Genomic DNA, 16,920 nt, shown 5'->3' on the forward strand with positions numbered 1-16,920 from the left:
TAAAAATAACGGATTATAAACTATGACGGCTCATATTTATCAATCGCTTAACAGCAGTGCACATTGGGCACAACTATTTAGTGCGCAGCGCTTGGGCAGCCACAAAAAAGCACCAGCGCAAGACAGCGCGCGCTCATCCTTTCATAAAGATTATGACCGACTGGTGTTTTCGCACTCTTTTCGGCAGCTCAATCAAAAAACCCAAGTCCATCCGTTGACCAACCAATTGGGCATTCATACGCGCTTGACGCATTCGCTTGAGGTCTCTTGTATTGGACGCTCATTAGGAATAATGGCGGCAGAAAAACTGCATGATAAATTAGCCAGCGGTCTACCAGCAGGCGTCTCGCCAGCCGATGTCGGTGTCATTGTTCAAGCAGCCTGCCTCGCCCACGATATTGGTAATCCGCCTTTTGGTCATGCAGGAGAATACGCAATTCGCGATTGGTTTATGCATCCTGATCGTCAGGCTATTTTGCAAAATCTGAGTAATAATGAGCAATTGGACTTACTGGCATACGAAGGCAATGCGCAAGGGTTTCGGCTACTCGCCCGTAATGAGCATCATCCTGATAAGGGCGGTATGCGCCTCACTTGCGCGACGTTGGGTGCCTTTATGAAATACCCTTGGCTAGCGACGCATAGCAATCATGTTTCTGAAAGCACTTCTCCAAGTAGCTCGCTCACCAATGTACAAAAATTTGGCTGCTTCTATAGTGAAGCCTCTCAGTTAGAAGAATTGGCAGCGTGTCTGAGCCTACCACGGTCGCAGCAACATGATGGTTTTGCGCGCCATCCCCTCGCCTATCTATTGGAGGCTGCAGATGATATCTGCTACGCGCTGATAGATTTAGAAGATGGTATCAATCTGAACATGCTAACCTATAGCGAGGTCGCCACGATATTTTATGAGTTGATTGGTGAGCGTCCTAGTAGCGTGAGCTTGCCAGCGCATATGTCTGTCAGGCAAAGTCTAGCATCACTTCGAGCACGTGCTATGATGCGCTTGGTCAACACTGTCACCGACGCTTTTGTCGCTAATAGCGAGGACTTGCTGGCTGGTACACTGCAAGGCAGTCTATTTGCACATTGTGATGCAAATGTGCAAAATGGTATTAATCAAGCCAAACAATTGGCGCGTGAGCAAATATTCAATCACCCAAGCAAAGTGCGGATGGAATTGATGGCGAACCAATGCTTGCATCGCCTCTTAGATGCCTTTATACCATTGGCTTGGACAAATGCAAAAACTGCCCCGATGTCATTTGAGCAGCAGCGACTGCAAAAACTCCTCCAACCGCACCTTGATGAGCATCGACGGGTACTATCCGATAATATCTATCACAATATTTTAAATATATTGGACTTTATTACTGGGATGAATGATCATGAGGCATATAGATTGGCGCAGGAGCTACAAGGTCATTGGGGTACGATGGTCTAGGACGCGTCCTCATTTTAGAAACGGTCACAGCGTTCATCTCACCCAATGTACTCAGTGTAATATTTGCGCTTAATTGCCCGATACTCACTATAAATGGCTTTGACTATAAATTAACACAGGTTGCGTATTTCAGTCGTATTTCTGCGCTGAAGTGAGTATGATAAACCTCTATCGGATAATTTTGAAATATTATGAGCAGTCGCGAACAAAAGAAACTTCAAACCCGACACGCCTTCTTTAATGCCGTGCTCGATCTCTGTATGACAGGGCAGTCTTTTAGCTCCATCAGTCTCAGGCAGGTGACACGTGAGGTTGGTGTCGTGCCAACGGCATTTTATCGCCATTTCGATGATATGGAATCGCTTGGGCGGGCGCTGGTGGTTGAAGAATTGGGCGGGACACTCGCCATATTAAGCGACAGTCTACAAATTGGCCGTAGGCGCAGCTTTGATCGCCAAATCGCCAAGAGTATTCAGCTGTTTTTGTATATGGTCAGCGAGCAGCCTTGTTATTGGCAGTTTTTGGTCAGTGAACGCTATGGTGGTTCAGAGGCCGTGCGCAAGGCCATTAATGAATTGATCAAAAAGCATGGGCAAAGCTTAGCAGAAGATTTGGCTTTACAGCCCGCATTTACTCATATTGATGCCTATGATTTACGCTTACTGGCTGAAGCAGGGGTTAATATGTTTTTTTCTTGGATTATCGACTGGTTAGAGCTGACGTATACTGAAGATCATGATGACGAAGCTGATTTGTCTGAAATTGAAAAAAAGAAACAGCTGATGCTACATAACTGTACTCGCCAAGCACAAATGTTGTTTTATGGCGCATACAACTGGAAGTCTACTGAAGAGACTCGCCTGAGCGACGACTAAGTAATCTCCGCAAACCTTTGAGTGCTGATTAAAAACTCGGCCGAAATGCCCACAGACGCTGCGTAATAACCTTAATTGACTTCGCTGTTTTGCTCTTATTGTTATTACCTGTACTGTTGGCATCATTGCTATTAGCATCGTTGTTATTAGCAGCACTACTATTGTCGGTCTCACCATCACCAGTGGCAGCTTTGCTAATCAAGACAGTAGCAAAACGTTGCCTTGTTTGACCTGTATTGGCACTATCTGTTGCCGTGATAAGCGCCGTAAAAGCCTGACTGTCAACGGCTAACAATGGCGTTAATGCTGCTCGCTGCTCTGCATTAATGCCTCCCAATTGTGGCAATTTCCACAATTCATCAATAGATGGCAAGACCTGCTTGCGCCTCATCTCGGTCAATCCACGCATCTGCTCGCTAGTCACACCGTCCACCAAAGACGCCAGCAATTCAGGGCTGGCGGTATTGACATTGATAGCCACATAATAAGGGACGGCAGTAATGTAAGGGCGTAGCGCCGCCAGTACTTCAGCGCCTACTCCTCGAACGTCTTGTAGCTGATCGATGCTAATAAATGGCTGGTTCGGTAATGTCCCATCTAATGCCCCGCTGCGCTGCTGCGAATATACCACGCTCTCGTCACCGCCGTCTTGATAGACCTCACCATCTGCATCTTGATAATCCAGTACCGCAATGGCGATATCGGGCTCTAGGTTCAATTGTGTTAAGAGTCTTTGAAAGACAGCCAAGGCTGCCGTATTAACCGCACCATTTTGATATAAGTTATTAATATTAAAACGACTGGCCTCGTCGCGCAGTTCGATGCTAATGCTATGATTATCTAAGGCATAAGGCGGTATTGGCTGCGCCCAAATATCTTGCTCGCTATCCGTATCATTGAGCTTATCATCCGCACGAATCAAGGTCACTGCCAACTGCTGACCGGCATTAATGTCTTGTAATAACTGATTCTGATCAAATAATAAGCCACTACGCCTGATAGCAATTTTTTGACTGGCAAGCATCGCCCCTGCGACCACCGTAATACTAACCACCAGTAGCAATATAGTCAGCAGCGCTACCCCGCGCTGAGAATGCGCTGTCATTGACATAAGCGACCTCTCTGATTGGTACAAGGGCACATTTTCAATACCTTATAAATTAGCATTGCCCACACCAGCGTTAGCAGTATTGCTACCATTAGTATTATCGTTATTGCTGCCATTATCGTTGCTGTTATCATTTTTACTATTAGGTGTATTTTGCATACTACTACGAGGGAATGGCTGCGGCGCAAGTGCCCATTGCCAAGTGATAGGCATATCTTGATAAGTGAAGCTGACAGCAACACCTTTTGGTAATAACTTAGCCTCAGCTTGGCTACTCGCTGTATTAGCCGCTTGCCCAGACGCTCTATTCGTATTGTTGTTATTGCCACTGTTTTCGTCAGGGAACTTTGTCGCTATCTCTGGTAAATAGGCCTGCCAGCGTGCTGCGGTCACCCCTTCCAACAATACACTATCCAAACTAACGCTATCAGGCCCCGTTGCGAGGCTAGTATATTGACGGCGAATCAAGCGCTCATCGGCAAAAATATATTCGACGTGCTGCATACTGGTACTGCTTTGGTAGCGTGGGTCAGGATCTGCAAAGCGTACGAAGCTGACACGCTCGCCATCTAGGCTCATAAAAGGCTCAGGCTCTATCGCGTTGTCCTGGCTGCTTTCGTTGCCACTATTTGCGACACTAATATCTTGAGTACGGGTATCTTGAGTACGGTCATCTTGCGTCGTGGGTAACTGATAAGGAATGATTTGCCCCATATCTTGTTGTAGCTGCAAATAGGCATATTGCAAGACAGCCAGATTATCAGCATGGAATTGTGCGCGCTCACGGGCGCGGTTCACACTATCAAACACTTGCCAACCAGCCACTGCCAACATCGCAAATATTGCCATAGCGACCATCAGCTCAAGTAAGGTAAAGCCGCGCTGCTGTCTCACGGGTTACCTCCACTTGAATTTGGGTTCGCTAAATCCAAACTACCTACATCCTGTTCGGTATTACTTAACAGCACCTTAATATCCGTCACTGTGTTGCCTGTCTGTCCATCGATAATAGGCGCGACAGCGATAGTAACTTGTTTCAATGCTGGGGTAATGGTATCGCCGACTGTCATCACTACTTGCCAATCCCGACCTTGTGCATTAAGCGTTTGGCTGCTATTAGCGGTCAGCCATGTCTCTTGAATCTGTAGATCAGCCGCCGCATTTTGGGCAACGAAATGAGCCAGCGTACGGGTACGCAACACATCAACCGAGCTGAGATACGCACTGCTGGCACGGCTAGCAGCGACAGCGACGACGGCTAAAATCGCTAATGCGACCATCACTTCAATCAAGGTAAAACCGCTTTCGCGTGTCGACTTTAAAAAGGTATCTTCGCTAGGCCTAGTAGCCGAATTGATAGGCAATTTTGATAACTTAACCATCAGCTATAGTCCTTGTCCTAACGACATACTACCGTCCGGCATGATGGTAATTACCTCACCCACCAAACGCGAATTATGACGTACTTCGATCGTTACAGGCGTTGCTTGCCCCGTGCCAAACCAGAGTATTTGAGGTACCGTTTGATCGGTAAACCAAGGCTGTAGCGTCTGATTCTGTCCTGCATTTACAGCGTTGCCAGCATCTAAGCTTTGCACACTCAAACTAACCCCATCAGGCATTTCAGGTAACGTGACTTCTGGTTCAATCTCCCAACTTGGCGTTGGTATTTCGCCATTCGTACCCGACAAATCTGTAGACAATTCCATAGCATTTTTGGGACGACTGTCCGTACCGTCTGAGGCGATATCAGCGGTTTGATAGGCAATATAAGGATTCGATAAGGTGACGATGACCGGATTTACTTGACTTTGTTTATTTGCTTGTAAGCTTAAGCCCATTGGCTGCATACGCTCAGCTGATAACAGCCGAACGTAACTCAATGAATCGGTAAGGTGTTCATAAAAGGCACGGTTTTTTCGGGACTCACTACTACCAACTGACAAGCTCATCATGCCAGCAAAGATAGATAGAATCACCACCACTACCACGATTTCAACGAGGGTAAAACCAGCTTGCGCATGGGTGTTTTTTGATATTTTAGAGGATAAAACGGGAGGAGTTTTTACTATAGCGACATTGCAGCCGGTACGAGCGACCGAACTATTAGCCTTTTCAGTATATAGTAAGTGTTGACTTGCTAAGCCTAAATGGCAAGCGACCACTGAACTGGACTGAGTCTTAGCAGTGACCGGCATATTGCACCTATTGGCCTATGATTAGGGTCTGTTATATAAAGTAGTAAACATAGCAGAGTGATAGATATAGTAGGCTCACACAGAGTGTAATTTCTTGAGAGTTCTCGTCACTCAAACCTTGGCAACTTTGGCGTGTTGCAATAAGAATATTACAACACGGATGCTTTTAAATTTATGTATATGTAAACGCCTACAGGCCCTAGTAATTGGTATTGCGATGCTCTTCTGACTCAGTATCAATTTGCTCTACTAGCTCTTGCATATCTTCATCCATGACTTCTTCGTCGTCGGCAGGATAATGACTAGGCAACTCAAGCATTTGCTGGACAAAAGCATAACGCAGGGTATCACGGCGACCCAAATAACGCTGATAAAAGCTTGAGTTTAATAGTCCCGCACCGCCTTGACCCATCGCCCAAATAGAGGACAAATAGTCACGCGTACTCAAGTTACTGTGCTCATCCTTTAGATAAGCACTGATGATATCAATCAAACGCTTCATACGCTGACGGCGAATATCATACAGCTCACCAAATAAGCGATTGAGACCCGTCACCGATGCTGCTAAACGCTCTTCGATTTGATTGAGTAGCATGGCTTTTTGTGGATTAAACAGTTGCTGAAAAATCATACGAGCAACGCCTGCCGAAGGACAATCATCAATTCGATTAATCTCAAACAACTGCTCTTCATAGCGGATAATAATACGCAAATAGAGCTCATCTTTACTGGAGAAATGCTTATATAGCGTCCCTTTAGCTAAGTCCAGCTGATCCGCCAAACTGTCTAAAGTGATATCACCATCGCCTGACTCAAGTAGCAATTGCTCTGCCATCGCTAAGATATTTTCTTCTCGTGCCTTGAACTGATGCTGACGACTCATAATCTCTCCTAAAACCTGACAAGATTAAACATATGACCTTCGAATGGATTAGTGCGTCGGTGACAAGTGTATGAGGTCATACAAAGTCTACTCGAAAACCACCAAAGGAAATATGCTTATGTTTGCTAAATAGTCATTAATAATCATATGCTTACGCTCGGGATAATAAGTACAAATAGCGTAAAGTAATAAGACTATCTAATAAATGACTGAGTGGTCATAGCATAACGATTTTAATGGTACTGTGCCAGTAAATTTTCAAAGTTTTTTGCGGTCAATGCCCCAACCTCATCACTACTACAACCATACATATCTGCCAAACAACTTGCCACGTAGGGTACATAGGCTGGCTCGTTGGGTTTACCACGCTTAGGTACAGGTGCTAGATAAGGACTGTCGGTTTCGATAAGCAGTCGGTCTCTAGGCATGTTTTTTGCGGCATCTTTGATGGTTTGTGCGCTTTTGAAACTGACAATACCTGAGAATGAGATATAAAACCCTAAATCTAGTGCCCGCTTGGCTGTCTCCCAATCTTCGGTAAAGCAATGAATAATACCGTGCTCAGCGCCCTCTGCCTTTAAGATATCGATCGTATCTTCTTTGGCATCGCGCATATGTATGACGAGTGGTTTTTTTAAACTTTGGCTTGCATGAATATGACGGGCAAGGCTGGCTTGCTGCTCTTTTTTATTTTCAGTTGACCAATAATAATCCAGCCCCGTTTCCCCAATCGCCCATACATGGTCGGCATCAGCCGTTTCGATCAAACGCTCGACCGTCGCTGATTGCAAAATACTGATATCTTCACAAGGATGGATACCGACGCTCATGCCAAGATTTAGCGTCTCATCGCCATAGGAGCTAACGATATGGGCAATCTCATCATATTCAGCAAAATCACACATAATCGCCATTGCCCGAGTGACATTGGCGGCTTTCATTGCGTCAATCGCACCAGACAATTGACCATCATACTTGGTTAAATCTAGACGATTAAGATGGCAATGGCTATCAGTAAACATAAACACTCTCGTTAATAAAAATGAATAAATAAAAAATATTAGGGATAAGTCTTCAAAGTGACAATCGTATTGATAACAATCGTATTAGTGATACTCGTATCTATTGTCCCAAAGGCAGCTGTTTTCAAGTAAAGTTTAGCGGTACACTATCAGAGGTATGGTTAATCGTGTCTGAAACGGTATCAAAACTGACTATAGTTTTGACATGAGCCTTGACATGAGTTTTGATATAAAGACAGCTAACCAACCATAAAAGCCATGCGCTAGCGAAAACATTACGCCTTCTACTCACTTCTCATAAGCCTTTTATTATGAATCACAAAAAAACCATCAGCCTTTCTCCGATCATAAAAGCATTGTTACCCAAACGGTTATACAAAAAGCGGTTTTTATTACAAGATAAAGGGCACGATAATCATATTAATATTGCTAAAGACGCACGCATCATTGGTAATTCAACCATTACCATTCGCAAAGGCCATGACAATCAAATCACTATAGGTCAGGGTGGCAAATTTAATCAGTTAAAAATTGACATCAATGGCAACCATAATCAAGTCACGATTGGAGAGCAGGTTAAGTTTTCGGGGCAATTATTGATTGTCGGTAATCATCTGCATATTTATATCGGTCATCATACCACCGCCATCGATTGCTATATTTTGGCTCGCGATAAAAGTGTGACCATTGGTCAATCATGCATGATATCACGTGGTATCGAAATTCGAGCGACTGACGTTCACAAGGTCTATGATATAGACACTAACGCGCGAGTTAATAAGGCACATACAGACGTCATTTTAGGAGACCATATTTGGATTGCCGCCAATGTGACCATCTCTAAAAACGTCTCTATCGCCAGCGGTTGTATCATTGCAGCAGGGGCATTTGTCAATAAACCAGTCGAGACGCCCAACTGCATGATTGCTGGTACACCAGCCAAAATTATTCGCCAAAATGTACGCTGGGAGCGTTAAATAATCAAGTCATAAAGCGACGTTTTACCATAGCGAGCATTGGCTATTTAAGGTCAATGCAATGGCACCACTCGCATCACCTCTTCTAAGGTCGTCACGCCTTCACTGATGCGCTTTGCGCCCGATAAGCGCAACGGCTGCACACCTTCGCGATAGGCTTGCTGCTTTAGCACGTCCAAATTGGCATCAGCAGCGACCAGTTTTTTGAGCTCATTCGATAGCGGCATAATTTCATACAGACCGATTCGACCTTGATAGCCTGTATGACGGCAATGCTCGCAGCCCTGCGCTATATAAATTTGTGCTGGCACGGGCGCGCGCCAAGGCTGAACCAGTTCCTGCCATTGAATTGCAATTTCACTATCTGCAGTCACGTCCAGCGCTTTTTTGCAGTGCGGACATAATGTCCGTAGTAGACGCTGTGCCATGACGCCTAATATGGTCGCTGAGGTTAAAAACGGCTGAATACCCAAATCATGCAAGCGAGTGAGTGAACTTGGCGCATCATTGGTATGCAACGTCGAGAGCACCAAGTGCCCAGTCAGTGATGCTTGCACCGCCATATTAGCAGTCTCAGCATCGCGAATCTCACCAACCATAATGATGTCTGGATCTTGCCTCATCAAGGAGCGAATACCATCAGCGAAGTGCAAATCAACCCCTGGATTCACCTGCATTTGATTAAAGGCTGGCTCAATCATCTCGATCGGGTCTTCAATCGTACAGACGTTGACCTGCTCAGTGGCGAGCTGCTTAAGCGTACTGTATAACGTTGTGGTCTTACCTGAGCCAGTCGGACCCGTGACCAAGATAATGCCGTTTGGATGCGCCGTCAGCTCATGCCAAGTATCAAGTTGCTTACCTGACAAACCAAGCTGAGCAAACGAGCGCACCAGCACTTCTGGGTCAAATACCCGCATGACCAGCTTTTCGCCAAAGGCAGTCGGCATCGTCGATAGACGCAGCTCGGTTTCCAGACCTTTTGGCGTACGGGTTTTTAGCCGTCCATCTTGTGGTTTGCGTTTTTCTGCGACATTGAGTCGTCCTAAGATTTTAATCCGCGCCGTCACCGCGACGATAATCGCCAGCGGCATCTCGTAGACGGTATGCAGCACGCCATCAATACGAAAACGCACTTTTCCGGTCTCACGGCGAGGCTCTAAGTGGATATCACTGGCGCGCTGCTCAAAGGCATATTGCAACAACCAATCGACAACTTTGACAATATGTTGGTCATTGGCATCAGGGTTGGTATTGTCACCCAATTGCAATAATGCCTCGACATTGGTGACATCCGCCGCCGCCCGCTTGTGGATGCTATTTGCTCCTGCAATCGCTTGCGTGACTTGATAGAACTCTTGCCGATAGCGGTTGATCTGTTCAGGATTGATAAATACCGTACGAAAGCTTTTGGACTTAATGAGCTTTTCAATATTGCCATGCCAATCACTATAAAAAGGCTGGTCGGTGCCGATGACGACTTCATCAATTGTCACCTCAATCGGCAAAATATGCTGTGAGCGCGCATACTCAAAAGACATCAACTGAGTGACGGCTGGCACATCAACTTTCAGCGGATCGATACGTACGAGCGGCATATCTGCTTTGACAGCCAGCCATTCATTGAGCCATGGCAGTGTCAATTTCTGTTGTTGCTCATTATCCAAAGCATGTCCATTGGGTAAGCCAAATTCACTAATCGTGAGGAGCGGATGCTGCGCCTTATCACGGCGACTGGTAATCACCAAATTGTAGCCACGCTGATCAATCACCTTATCCGCCAATAATTCATCTAGGCACCAACGCAAATCAATCACGATCGAATACTTTTGAGCAGACATATTTTTCTTCTTTTATTAGATTTTTTTGCAAACCAACCGTTTTATAATGTCGATAAATTGGTATAAATAAAAACGACATACAGAACGCGCTACTCTCTCACGCTACAAAACCACTGCTACAACGTCCGTGATCTGCAACTGTCCCGATTCTATTAACTGAAAACTAACATCGACACACTTATAGCGCATAACAAACTGTTTATTTACTTCCTCACGGCGATAGGCAGGACGTGGATCTTGTGCAATTAATGCTTTGATAGCATCGAGGTCAGATCGTATGAGTTGCGTTCTTACCTTGTCAATGACTACCGCTACCGTATATGGCTCGCTAGGTTCTTTATAAGGCTGTTGATTGACCACCATTTGTGTAAATTGATGGTAAGCAAACTCCGTTACAGTCACATCCAATGACATGGGCGCAGAAGGCGCAAAGCCACTTTTTGCATGCACTAATGCATCACTATAAGCCACATAAGGTTTGATATCGATAATGGGCGTGCCATCTATCATATCAGCACCGCTGATAATAAGTAACACTCGACCTTGTACTATTTCAATACGCTCAAACTTGACCACAGACAATCCCAAAGCGGATGGTCGGTACATACTGCGACTGGCAAATACCCCTATTTTCTGATTGCCCCCAAGCCTTGGTGGTCGAACTTGCGGGCGAAAGCTGCTGTCTGCTTTATTTACCTGTTTATCTTTACTCGCTTGATTGGTTTTATCCACATAATTATGATGAAACTGCCAACTGATCCAAATATGACTAAATGCTTCCAAACCAATAAATGCCGCTGGCGTGTCATAAGGCGCTAGCATCTCAATCACACTGGTCAAGGCCACCAAATTCGGTTGCCTTGGCGCGCCAAATTTCTGTGAAAGCGGCGCACGATGATAGCCAATAATAGGTGCTCGATGATGGTCATCCAAAGATGCATTATGGTCAGACATATATCCACTCCAATGATGGCAAACGGCCCTTATTAAGACAATCGGCCCAATCATACAAAATTACTCACTAACGATATTCCATTTTATCATGCTACATAGCGGCTGCTAGACAGATTTTTATTTTAAAGTTTGGTATTATGATCGAGAAATTTATTGAGAATGGCTTGCATTCATACGACAGCGGTATTGCCCATGAGGATAAAAACCCTCGCTATTACTGTACAATTCCTAGGGCGTGTCCTCATTTTAAAAATGAGGATAAAAGTGAGGTAAATGGCAGTCAAACAAGGAAAATAGCGCAGATAATATCGATATATTACCTAGCTAATTGACGATGTTTGGCAAGATTTAACCACTTTTAGCCCATTTAGATCGCTATCGGTTGAATTGAGGACACGCCCTAGTATGAAAGTGGAAAAACGCCTTATAAATTGATTCATAAATTTACGACCTTATTGGTTTATAGATAACAGATATTTCAAAGTATGAGCCGTTATTAGCAATTTTGATGATTACCCATTTATATATTGTTAGCCCCCAAAACATATCATTGAAAATTTCAATTTAATACTCATTTACACTTAACGATAAAAATAGTGATTTATTAACGAGGACTTTATGTCAAAACTTCGCACCGAAACGGTCACAGAGGTTCATCATTGGAATGATGCCTTATTTAGCATCAAAACCACACGTGACGATGGTTTGCGCTTTCGCAATGGCGAGTTTGCGATGATTGGTATCGTTGTCGATGGCAGACCACTCTTGCGCGCTTATTCGATTGCTAGCCCTAACTACGAAGATCATCTAGAGTTCTTCTCTATCAAGGTTCCAGATGGTCCTTTGACGTCACGCCTACAGCACATCAAGGTCGGCGATGAGCTGTTGGTCAGCAAAAAGCCCACGGGCACGCTCGTCTTAGATGATCTACTACCAGCCAAACACCTTTATATGCTGTCGACTGGTACTGGGCTTGCGCCATTTTTGGCCTTGGCACGTGATCCTGAAGTCTATGAACGCTTTGATAAAGTCATCATGGTGCATGGTGTACGCCATGTCGATGACTTGGCTTATCGTGATATGTTCGAAAATGAGCTGCCCAACGATGAAATCTTTGGTGAATGGTTCCGCGAGAAGTTTATTTACTATCCAACGGTTACTCGCGAAGAATTTAGAAACCAAGGCCGCGTTACCGATTTAATGAGATCAGGCAAACTCTTTGAAGATATTGGTTTACCGCCAATTAACAAAGACGATGACCGTGTCATGATATGTGGTAGCATGCCGTTTAATGCGGAAGTCTCTGAGATTCTAGATGGTTTCGGTCTCACTGTGTCACCACGCATGGGCGTTCAAGCTGACTATGCAGTCGAAAGAGCGTTTGTCGGTTAAGATTAATTTGATTAAAAGCACAATTATTATAAATAATTCTTGACGCTCAAAAATAGGCTGCTATAATACGCAGCCTATACAGAGTTAACCCTGTAGCCCGATTCAATAAAGTTCGCATTATAAACTTTATTATCTAACATGCCAGTGTGATGGAATTGGTAGACATGACGGATTCAAAATCCGTTGCCTATAAAGCGTGTCGGTTCGAGTCCGACCACTGGTACCATATAGCAGTACAAGCAAGTCCGAGAACGTCTGATTAGCCCTTATGTTTCATAGCATAGGGGCTTTTTTATGTCTGTATGTGTCTGTATATGTCTGTTGCAAACCGATATTTATAACAGTAAACTTGGCAGTAATTACCGTTTTTACTGTTTTGATTACTGGGATTTACTGTTATGGCTCGCATTACTAATCCGCTGACCAATACTGAGGTGGCTAAAGCCAAGCCTAGAGATAAGCCATATCGACTCTATGACGGCAACGGTTTAGTGCTGAACATTGCGAAGTCTGGCACCAAGACTTGGTATTATCAATACAGCCGACCTTATACCGGCATAGCTGATATGTTCAAACTTGGTCGCTACCCTGCTTTGTCGTTAGCTGATGCGCGCAAAAAACGTGCTGAATGTGATGTGCTGATTGAAAACAACGTTGATCCAAAGACTGACAATCAAAATCAAATATTATCTGAGCGCAACAAAATAGCGAATGATTTTAAATCAGTGTTTGATGAATGGCTGCAGACTAAAAATTATTCAGAAACGACGCTGAGCAAAACGAAAACGGCTGTTGATGAGATAATTGCGGTCATCGGTAACAAGCCAGTGAGTGAGATCACAACCGTCGATTGCATGGCAGTATTAAAACCAATTGAGGCAGCCGGCCATTTTACCAAGCTGCAAAAGACTCGCACTAAGATTAGTCAAGTCATGACTCATGCAATCGCTACCGGTCGAGCAACACAAAATCCAGCTTTGCACCTGCGCGGTGTTTTTGCGACGGGCGAAGTAAAACACGCCCCTGCGATATTAAACGAGCAGAGACTAGGTGAGCTTGTATCAGCCATAGACGGCTATCACGGCAACTTCTCTACACGTAGAGCTTTGCGCTTTGCAATCCTGACCTTTGCGCGTGTCGGTGAAGTACGGCACCTTAAATGGTCTGATTTAGACTTAGATAAAGGCGTTTGGATCTACACGCCACCAAAAACAAAGAAATCCACGGGTGTTGATATGGTGTCACCATTATCGACGCAGACATTACAAATAATCGATGAAATGCGTGAATATGCAACTGGCGAATATGTGTTCCCATCATCCATGTCAAAAAGTAGGGTCTTATCTGAGAATACACTCAACCAAGCGTTAAAGCGCATGGGGTTTGACGGTAGCGAGCAAACGAGTCAAGGCTTTAGGGCGATAGCTCGCACGCTGCTAGAAGAACGCCTAGAATTTGATTACGCGCTGATTGACATGCAACTGGCACACAAGGTCGTTGACGGAAACGGTCGCGCTTATAACCGTGTTAAGTGGCTTGAAAAAAGAAGGGTTATGATGCAAGCGTGGGCTGACTACTTAGACCAACTTAGACGCGCTTAGACCAACTATCCGGAAATTCCGGACAGTTCAGTTATTTCCAAAATGGAAACAACTGAAAATTTAGACAATAAAAAACAGCCCCGACTGAATTAACAATCGGGGCTTGTGGTGAATTCTATATTAGATATTACTAAAATTGATACAACAACCATTTCTACTATTATTTTTAGCAAGACTTCCGCTTATATGTGCAGCGTAAGCTTTACTAAAGTAGGTATTCAAGACTAATTCAAAATGATCTTTGTTGTCTTGTTCGTTTTGTAATTGCTCTAGAGTGACCGTGGCTTTATACGTATAACCATTAACTCTGCGCTCATACAATATCGACTCATTACCGTGATTACTCAGTCTGTATCCGTATTGCCATCCATCTATTTCGTGGATGGTCAGTCCTAGCCTGTTTATTTTTTGATAAAATAACTCTGTTTTATCAAATATCATAACATTACTCGCTCTGTAATCGCTAATAAAGGTGTCAGAAAGGTGCGTGTAGCGTCACACACCTACCAGTTATTGGGAGCTACCTAACAACCTATCCGACAATTAATTATAACAGCTAAATGGGACTAGCTATCAATTATCTTTAGCTGCCCATCGCAAGTTGCCTGCAATACGACGCGCCCAACCTTTGCCAAACGTCTGCCAAATTCTCAGATTGGCGTAAAACTCTAAACGCTCAGCATTGAATAGCAAGACAATATCGTCGGAGTCTATGCACTTGACCGCTGCCAGTGTTTTGGGGCCGATAATACCGTCGTCATTCGCGCCAATGGCTCGTTGCAGGAACTTAACAGCTTGACGGTTGCCGTGATTGTATGCAGCATCGACTACTTGCCAAGCAACGTTAATAGGTAACTCATCGCCATGTACCGCTTGCCAATAGCTCTTGTCAGCAATGCGCTGTGCTGTGGCTTTGGGTAGATTCCGCATATTGCCAGTATAGCCATGAGCAACGGCAACACGCTTGGTCACGCCCCACATTGTTTCACCGCCCGGGTCGCTTGGATGATTCACATAACCACCCTCATGCGCCATCAATCTATCGAAAAAACCTTGAAATACATTCATTTTTTTAGCTCCAAAAAAAAGCCCTAATTAAGGGTCGATTTATTACTTATTGAATATCGCAAACGCTGCGTCTTTGACCTCTTTGACCACCTCAGCAAGTGTCTTGCCCTGCATGAGCGCCACGGCTTGATAGATGATGCCTATCGCCAACATGCCAAAGACTGCCCACACAAGCATGATTGCCCCATGTGTCATGACGCTGTAGCTTTGGTAGCCCATTAGCTCAATATGCGCTGCACCGCCAAATAAGGAGATTGTGACAGCGATTGTAAACTTAACGATTACCGATATATTGACTTGTATCTTACCGTCACGCCCAATATCGCCTGACAGCATCAAGCCGAAAATAGCACCGATCACAGCTGCAAATACTTTGGGCATAAACACCAAGAGCTTTAGTAAGATAATATCCCAAAAGGGTGTATTGTTTGGCATACGCCGTCCTCAAATTTTAGATAATAAAAAACCCCAATTAAGGGGTTTAGATGTTAGTAGTGTTCATCGTACAGCTATTGATTGACGGCTTGCCCTTTGTCGTCTTGCGAGCGTACCAAGTGATAAATACGTTACCGCTGCCCAAATCGACCACATAAGGCTGACCACCATCAGTGCTGTAAATAGGGCTGATGCGCGTTCTGAATGACCATGTTGTGCCGCCATCGGTGCTTCTAAAGATGGTTATACCTGTCGTATCGACACCATAAACCACATCACCTGCGCTACCTGCGTAACCTGATATACCTGTTCTGTCACCAGTGCCCAAGATGATAGAGCCGTCACTCAGCTTTGTAAGGTTTGGCTGACGACCATTGATGAGTTTAAAATCAAGCACCGTGGGCGTTGACCATGTAACGCCATTATCTGTTGATTTGGACTGGTACATATTGTCATACAAGCCAGTATCTTCGCGCATGATAGCAAGCCAGTTGTTGCCGCCTGTGTTGACGATATCGGTCTCATTGAGGCTTTTACCTGCTAACACACCTATCTTGCTTTTAAACACCCATGTCAAGCCGTTGTCGCTAGATTCAAGCAAGGCTGACTCATTGACTGCGCCCACCAATTTATAGCCAGTTCGATATAACTTAGTACCTGCCACTTTAGGGCGTGACCATACCGCGTATCCGTCAACTAATGGCGTGCTTGTGACTGATATTGTCGCGCCTGTTTTTTTGAGATTGAACACCTTTAAATCAACTGACTCGCCATCTGCTAATAAGTCGTTAATCAAGCTCGTATCATAAAATCCAGTTGCGTTAACTAAAAAATCTCTAGTGGTAAATGTTAGACCGTTATCATCTGATCGAAACATGACCTGCTTATCTGATTGTGCATGAGCTGCGCCAGTGCTGAAAATACCGACAATACTGTTGCCTATTTTGGTTGCATAAGGAAACGCATCATAATTCTCATTGTAGATAATCTGACTACGATAATTGGTTAATTGTGCGAATGTGGCTTGCGATACGTCACGAGGGTATAAACATAAATCCCCTTCGTTGTCGCTACCATAAATCTCATACTCTCTTTTATCACCTGCGACTACTGCCATTTTGA

Annotated in this window: 17 protein-coding genes and 1 tRNA gene; 6 read left to right on the forward strand and 12 right to left on the reverse strand. The window is 44.5% G+C overall.

All coding sequences use genetic code 11. The features are described from left to right. Positions 1–22 precede the first annotated feature (22 nt). Both J5X94_RS02525 and J5X94_RS02530 read left to right on the forward strand, forming a co-directional pair. The gene (locus J5X94_RS02525; protein WP_210539795.1) at positions 23–1,444 is read left to right on the forward strand and encodes a deoxyguanosinetriphosphate triphosphohydrolase; all 1,422 of its coding nucleotides are present in this window, start codon (positions 23–25) and stop codon (positions 1,442–1,444) included. Between the two features lie 191 nt (positions 1,445–1,635). After that, positions 1,636–2,319 (forward strand): TetR family transcriptional regulator, encoded by a 684-nt coding sequence (locus tag J5X94_RS02530; protein ID WP_026037055.1) that lies wholly within the window; start codon positions 1,636–1,638, stop codon positions 2,317–2,319. 28 nt (positions 2,320–2,347) lie between these two features. Here the strand turns inward: J5X94_RS02530 and gspK are convergent, their stop codons facing one another. From gspK to J5X94_RS02560, 6 genes are all read right to left on the reverse strand, one after another. Then, entirely contained in the window at positions 2,348–3,430 is a 1,083-nt protein-coding gene (gene gspK, locus J5X94_RS02535) for a type II secretion system minor pseudopilin GspK (RefSeq protein WP_228293118.1), read from the reverse strand. Positions 3,431–3,472: 42 nt separating this feature from the next. Next, positions 3,473–4,321, reverse strand: coding sequence for a type II secretion system minor pseudopilin GspJ (gene gspJ, locus J5X94_RS02540; protein WP_210539796.1), 849 nt, complete (start codon positions 4,319–4,321; stop codon positions 3,473–3,475). Further along, entirely contained in the window at positions 4,318–4,809 is a 492-nt protein-coding gene (gspI, locus tag J5X94_RS02545) for a type II secretion system minor pseudopilin GspI (protein WP_210539798.1), read from the reverse strand. The genes gspJ and gspI overlap by 4 nt, the downstream gene beginning before the upstream one ends. A gap of 3 nt (positions 4,810–4,812) precedes the next feature. Beyond that, positions 4,813–5,625: a prepilin-type N-terminal cleavage/methylation domain-containing protein gene (locus J5X94_RS02550; RefSeq protein ID WP_210539799.1), complete on the reverse strand. Its 813-nt coding sequence runs from the start codon at positions 5,623–5,625 to the stop codon at positions 4,813–4,815. 199 nt (positions 5,626–5,824) lie between these two features. Beyond that, on the reverse strand, positions 5,825–6,508 hold the full coding sequence (locus J5X94_RS02555) for a TetR/AcrR family transcriptional regulator (protein ID WP_010196194.1): 684 nt from the start codon (positions 6,506–6,508) through the stop codon (positions 5,825–5,827). A 233-nt stretch (positions 6,509–6,741) separates the two neighbouring features. Beyond that, entirely contained in the window at positions 6,742–7,530 is a 789-nt protein-coding gene (locus tag J5X94_RS02560) for a TatD family hydrolase (RefSeq protein ID WP_010196197.1), read from the reverse strand. 311 nt (positions 7,531–7,841) lie between these two features. Between J5X94_RS02560 and J5X94_RS02565 the strand changes: the two genes are divergently transcribed. After that, positions 7,842–8,507, forward strand: coding sequence for an acyltransferase (locus J5X94_RS02565; protein ID WP_210539801.1), 666 nt, complete (start codon positions 7,842–7,844; stop codon positions 8,505–8,507). A gap of 53 nt (positions 8,508–8,560) precedes the next feature. Here the strand turns inward: J5X94_RS02565 and J5X94_RS02570 are convergent, their stop codons facing one another. Both J5X94_RS02570 and tsaA read right to left on the reverse strand, forming a co-directional pair. Further along, a complete protein-coding gene (locus J5X94_RS02570) occupies positions 8,561–10,348 on the reverse strand; it encodes a GspE/PulE family protein (protein ID WP_210539803.1) in 1,788 nt (595 codons plus the stop codon). A gap of 102 nt (positions 10,349–10,450) precedes the next feature. Beyond that, positions 10,451–11,302, reverse strand: coding sequence for a tRNA (N6-threonylcarbamoyladenosine(37)-N6)-methyltransferase TrmO (gene tsaA, locus J5X94_RS02575; protein ID WP_210539805.1), 852 nt, complete (start codon positions 11,300–11,302; stop codon positions 10,451–10,453). A 618-nt stretch (positions 11,303–11,920) separates the two neighbouring features. Here tsaA and J5X94_RS02580 point away from each other — a divergent pair. From J5X94_RS02580 to J5X94_RS02590, 3 genes are all read left to right on the forward strand, one after another. Next, entirely contained in the window at positions 11,921–12,694 is a 774-nt protein-coding gene (locus tag J5X94_RS02580; RefSeq protein ID WP_010199805.1) for a ferredoxin--NADP reductase, read from the forward strand. Between the two features lie 140 nt (positions 12,695–12,834). Further along, positions 12,835–12,920 (forward strand) — tRNA-Leu (locus J5X94_RS02585). 172 nt (positions 12,921–13,092) lie between these two features. Next, complete coding sequence (locus J5X94_RS02590) at positions 13,093–14,295, forward strand: tyrosine-type recombinase/integrase (RefSeq protein ID WP_210539807.1); 1,203 nt, start codon at positions 13,093–13,095, stop codon at positions 14,293–14,295. Positions 14,296–14,415: 120 nt separating this feature from the next. Here J5X94_RS02590 and J5X94_RS02595 read toward each other — a convergent pair whose 3' ends face one another. The 4 genes from J5X94_RS02595 to J5X94_RS02610 all read right to left on the reverse strand — a co-directional run bounded on the left by J5X94_RS02595 (position 14,416) and on the right by J5X94_RS02610 (position 16,915). Continuing rightward, positions 14,416–14,736 (reverse strand): hypothetical protein, encoded by a 321-nt coding sequence (locus J5X94_RS02595; protein ID WP_210539809.1) that lies wholly within the window; start codon positions 14,734–14,736, stop codon positions 14,416–14,418. A gap of 132 nt (positions 14,737–14,868) precedes the next feature. Next, positions 14,869–15,363, reverse strand: a complete 495-nt coding sequence (locus J5X94_RS02600) for a glycoside hydrolase family 108 protein (RefSeq protein WP_210539810.1) — start codon at positions 15,361–15,363, stop codon at positions 14,869–14,871. Between the two features lie 42 nt (positions 15,364–15,405). Continuing rightward, entirely contained in the window at positions 15,406–15,798 is a 393-nt protein-coding gene (locus J5X94_RS02605) for a hypothetical protein (protein WP_210539812.1), read from the reverse strand. A gap of 46 nt (positions 15,799–15,844) precedes the next feature. Continuing rightward, positions 15,845–16,915, reverse strand: a complete 1,071-nt coding sequence (locus tag J5X94_RS02610; protein WP_210539814.1) for a sialidase family protein — start codon at positions 16,913–16,915, stop codon at positions 15,845–15,847. Between the last annotated feature and the right edge of the window lie 5 nt (positions 16,916–16,920).

The sequence above is a fragment of the Psychrobacter sp. K31L genome, assembly GCF_017942195.1.
GTDB lineage: Bacteria > Pseudomonadota > Gammaproteobacteria > Pseudomonadales > Moraxellaceae > Psychrobacter > Psychrobacter glaciei.